Below are 4361 nucleotides of genomic sequence, written 5' to 3'. Positions count from 1 at the left end.
TGATTATGGAGAGGCTAGATTCCAGCGGGCTTTGTTGCATGGCAACTAAAAAATCTAGTCTCTCCATAATCATCAAAACGTCGTATTTTAATATAAAACAGCTACTTTTATATTCACCAACTTAATAAAATTCCTGGATGCCAGTGTCGGAGCACTGGGATGACAAGAAGAGGGCGCTGGCATGACGCCCTTGGATGATTATGTGAAATGCTCCTTCACATAATTATCAATAATTGCCTTAAATTCCCCAGAGATGTTATTGCCTTGTAAAGTTTTAAAGTATTTACCGTCTTTATAAACTGCTGAAACGGGCTTTTCTCCATACCCAGGTAAGCTGATTCCCAAATTTGCGTGTTTACTCTCTCCAGGGCCATTTACGATGCATCCCATAACAGCAATACTCATATGCTCCACACCTGGATTTTTTTTCTTCCAAGTTGGCATGCGAGTTTTTATATAATTATTTACTTCTTCAGTTAATATACGAAAACGATCGCTATTTGTGCGCCCACATCCAGGACATGAGCTAACTTGAGGATTAAAGTAGCGCAAACCTATAGATTGCAATATTTCTTGACATACTGTCACTTCGTTAGTTCGTAATTCGCCAGGGCGTTGAGTTAAAGAAGCACGTATCGTGTCTCCAATACCATTTTGTAATAAGTAAGTAAGCCCTGCCGTAGTATTTATCACGCCTTTGTTGCCCATACCAGCTTCAGTTAAGCCCAAGTGCAAAGCATAATTGGAGGATTTTGCAAGCGCTGTGTAAACTGAGATTAAATCTTGCACTCTACTAACCTTACACGAAATGATTATTTTATCCGCACCGAGGCCAATTTCTTCAGCCTTCTGTGCACTGCCCAGAGCTGACATTACAAGTGCCTTGCGCAATACAACATCAGAAGGTTTTGGACTACTAGACAAGGAGTTCTCATCCATTAGTTTTTGTGAGAGGTACTTATCAAGGCTGCCCCAATTTACTCCAATTCTCATTGGAATGTCGTGCTTTATTGCATACTCTATAACCCTTTCAAATTTTCCATCACGTTTGTTGCCAAAGCCTATATTACCTGGATTTATCCTAATTTTACCCAGCATCTTAATGTTGTCTTGATAATCTTGAACCAGCCTGTCCAGCTCATATTGCCCACAACCTACCAGTATCTTACCGTCGAAGCCTTCTTTATTCAACTCTTCTACTACATAAGGTACTGCTTTTGTCACTTCCTCTGAATTCAAAGCAATTCTCACCAACTCCGAACCTGCACGCGCTAATTCCATTACTTCTTTTGCATATTGCTTAGCACTGCTTTTTATGTCGTTAGGATCTATGTGTACACCAAGTGCCATGGATTGAACAACTATAGGATTATTTCCACCTATTTTCACTTGTCCAACTTTTACAGTATGAGTCTTATGTCGAGAGGTGGGTTCATCACTCAAGTTGTAATCTACCAAATCCTCATTCAACATGTCATTAACGACTAACTTATTTTGCTGTATCAGCTACATTTCCAAATGAATCCGAATGAATCCGAACCGTTCAAGCTATGCTGCGTCACGTTATTTAGATCGGCAATGGAATCACGCGAGCATGTTTTTTTTGATGGAGTGTCTTTTATAGTAACATTTATAGGAGAGATTTTTTTCTCTCGTGTTGTAGTAGCCTTTTTTCCTTCCTGTCGTTTGCTTTCAAGTTGCTCATCTTCATATTGAGCTTGATCTATGAATACAGCTCCTTTCAGGCGGGTGATATTGATGCCATGCTGATTTACCATAGCATCCTTTTCATCTTCAACTATACAAGCTTCTATGTCACTTGGTTTATTACCAAGGAGAGCAATTTTTTTTTCTTTTAATTTCTTTGCTAGGTTTTCTTTGTCTATGTTAGCATTAGCTCGGCCTTGCAACTTTTTTTTCTTTAGGAGTTCCCTGCGCTTTTCATATAGTTTATATGACTCAGCAAAATCCTCATCTTCATGAAAGTTTGCACCGCCAGGATTACCCTGTGGTACATATTTCTTACTAAGTTTCACCTTAGATTTAGCTTCAGTATCATGTGAAACAAAAAGACTAAAAACCAAAAACATTAATATAAATAAAACTTCAGAAAAAATCCTAAGCATATGGTGCTATAGTAAATACTGTCTTTTAAAAAATAACAATTAACGGACTTTAAGTAAACCAGAATCTTTACTAACTTTGTAATGAATGGTGATTTCATATCCTATTAACACAGGCAAGATTTATATTTTTTAAATATTTATATGCGTCTTTCCGACTTATCTAATTCCTGTTTTTTTCTTTATTAATATATTAAGAAAAAAGGTTGACTTTTTATCTAGAATAACATAAAATTGAACAATAGATAGCGAGGAAACAACTATAAGAACCGCCTAATAGCCACCTAAGACCCTTATTTCCCACTCAAGTTCAACGCTAAACTTATCTTTCACTGCATCTCTTACCTTGTTGCCAAGGTTTTCCAAGTCAGATGCAGTTGCATTATTGTAATTGAGCAGAAAATTACAATGTTTCTTAGAAATTTTAGCTCCACCGTTATCTAACCCTCGACAGCCGGATTTATCAATCAATTCCCATGCTTGGTAGTCTTTTGGATTTTTGAATATGCAACCAGCAGTTTTCCCTCTTATTGGTTGGCTTTTGTTTTTTTTATCGATAATTTCCTTTAGCCTACGCAATATAGCCTCATATTCTGAACTTACTCCTGTAAACTCAGCTTCAACGAAAATCCACTGCCCCTTCAGGCTATGTCCACGGTAAAAATAACCCATCTCTTTGCTGGAGAGTTCATATAGATTTCCATCCTCTAAGTTCACTGCTTTTATCAACTGTACAACACTTGCAACATCACTACCATACGCACCTGCATTCATTTCTAGGCCACCGCCAACTGTGCCTGGAATTCCAACCAAAAACTCAAGTCCACTAATTTGTTGCTCCCCGGCAAAGTAAGCGAGATTGCCAAGTAGGGCAGCACCACCTGCAACAATAGAATTGCTACCTTTATATTTAATATACGCAAACTCCTTACCCAATTTCACTGTTATGCCTCGAATGCCACTATCTCGCACTATTATGTTAGATGTTGCACCGATAACATTAATTGGCAATTCAGTATTTTTAATCAAGCATGTTAAATCTTCAATATCACGTGGTTTAAACAACACATCAGCTTGTCCACCGACATTCAACCACGTCATTTTAGACATCGAAACATTATAGCGATAGATTCCACGTACTTTAGGTAAGCTTATAAGCATTTTGATTTCAACTCTAATCCTGCATCCATACCTATTTTTTCTGCATCTTCTGCAAATGAAGTGCGCTCAGTAAAGTATATGTTTTTTTCGTCTGCTAACATACAACGAAGATGTAGCATATTTTCACTCACATATTCTGCCAAAGCTGCAAGTGGTGTAAAGCATGAACCATTCACTGTCTTCATAAAGCTACGTTCCGATTTTGCCCTTATAAAAGACATATTATTATTAATTTTCTCTAAAAGATCGATAATTTTTACATCATTTTTTCGACATTGAATGCAAATTGCCCCCTGCCCTACTGCACTTAACATGATTTTTGGTGGTAATACCTCTGTAACTAAGTGATGCTTTTTTAATCTTATGAGCCCTGCTTCAGCTAGAATTATTCCATCAAAACTATGATTTTGCAATCTAGTTGTCACATTTCCACGAAGTGGCACTATATTTAGATCTGGCCTGAAGTTTAGTAGCTGAACTTTTCTTCTTATTGAAGAAGTTGCAATCAATGCTCGCTGTGGCAAAGCCTCAAGGCTGTTATATTTATTAGAAATAAACGTGTCGCATGGACTTAACCTCTCTAAAACACAAGGAATTGCTAAATCTTTCGAGAAAAATGCAGGGACATCTTTCAGCGAATGAACTGCCATATCTATATTATTCTCAAGCAATTCAGTCTCAATTTCTTTGAGGAACAGTCCTTTACCTCCTATTTCGGCGAGGTTTGCATTGGCATATTTATCACCAGAAGTTTTTATTTCAATGATCTCAGCAGATAAACCAGGAAAAGAGTCCAGCAACTTTTGTTTTGCCTCTAAAGCTTGAGCAATCGCAAGGCTGCTTCCTCTGGTACCTATTCTGATTAACATGTGTATAGCTATTAAAATTTCTTAGGTGTAGCACCCCTAAGTAATGTGACACGAAATATTATAGAATTCAAGTCTGTGATTGCTAGTCTCTGTGAAAAAAGTTTATCATGAGAAAACAAGGAAAGATGTAGCAAAAACTGGTAGTTTAACTTAGCTACAAATAGAGAAACTACCAAATGGCATATTATATAAAAGAAGGAAATTGAAA

5 protein-coding genes are annotated in these 4361 nt (G+C 37.2%); all 5 read right to left on the bottom strand.

Going from position 1 to position 4361, the window contains the following annotated elements:
• Positions 1-198: 198 nt before the first annotated feature.
• On the bottom strand, positions 199-1473 hold the full coding sequence (ispG, locus tag GO685_RS03595; RefSeq protein WP_175937609.1) for a flavodoxin-dependent (E)-4-hydroxy-3-methylbut-2-enyl-diphosphate synthase: 1275 nt from the start codon (positions 1471-1473) through the stop codon (positions 199-201).
• A 29-nt stretch (positions 1474-1502) separates the two neighbouring features.
• A complete protein-coding gene (locus GO685_RS03590; protein WP_175937608.1) occupies positions 1503-2126 on the bottom strand; it encodes a TRP75-related protein in 624 nt (207 codons plus the stop codon).
• A 270-nt stretch (positions 2127-2396) separates the two neighbouring features.
• Complete coding sequence (murB, locus tag GO685_RS03585; protein ID WP_175937607.1) at positions 2397-3284, bottom strand: UDP-N-acetylmuramate dehydrogenase; 888 nt, start codon at positions 3282-3284, stop codon at positions 2397-2399.
• On the bottom strand, positions 3275-4153 hold the full coding sequence (gene hemC / locus GO685_RS03580; protein WP_175937606.1) for a hydroxymethylbilane synthase: 879 nt from the start codon (positions 4151-4153) through the stop codon (positions 3275-3277). Before hemC ends, murB begins: the two co-directional genes overlap by 10 nt.
• A gap of 11 nt (positions 4154-4164) precedes the next feature.
• On the bottom strand, positions 4165-4361 hold a 197-nt coding region (locus tag GO685_RS05425), incomplete at its 5' end, for a hypothetical protein (protein WP_218939224.1).

The sequence above is a fragment of the Wolbachia endosymbiont of Madathamugadia hiepei genome (genome assembly GCF_013366855.1).
Classification (GTDB): domain Bacteria; phylum Pseudomonadota; class Alphaproteobacteria; order Rickettsiales; family Anaplasmataceae; genus Wolbachia.
The sequence above is the reverse complement of the archived record's forward strand: the minus strand, read 5'-3'. Positions and strand labels throughout refer to the sequence as shown.

Excerpts from the sequence above, each read along its gene's own strand:
- murB (WP_175937607.1), bottom strand. The coding sequence starts at position 3,284 with ATGCTTATAAGCTTACCTAAAGTACGTGGAATCTATCGCTATAATGTT.
- GO685_RS03590 (WP_175937608.1), bottom strand. The coding sequence starts at position 2,126 with ATGCTTAGGATTTTTTCTGAAGTTTTATTTATATTAATGTTTTTGGTT.
- hemC (WP_175937606.1), bottom strand. The coding sequence starts at position 4,153 with ATGTTAATCAGAATAGGTACCAGAGGAAGCAGCCTTGCGATTGCTCAA.
- ispG (WP_175937609.1), bottom strand. The coding sequence starts at position 1,473 with ATGTTGAATGAGGATTTGGTAGATTACAACTTGAGTGATGAACCCACC.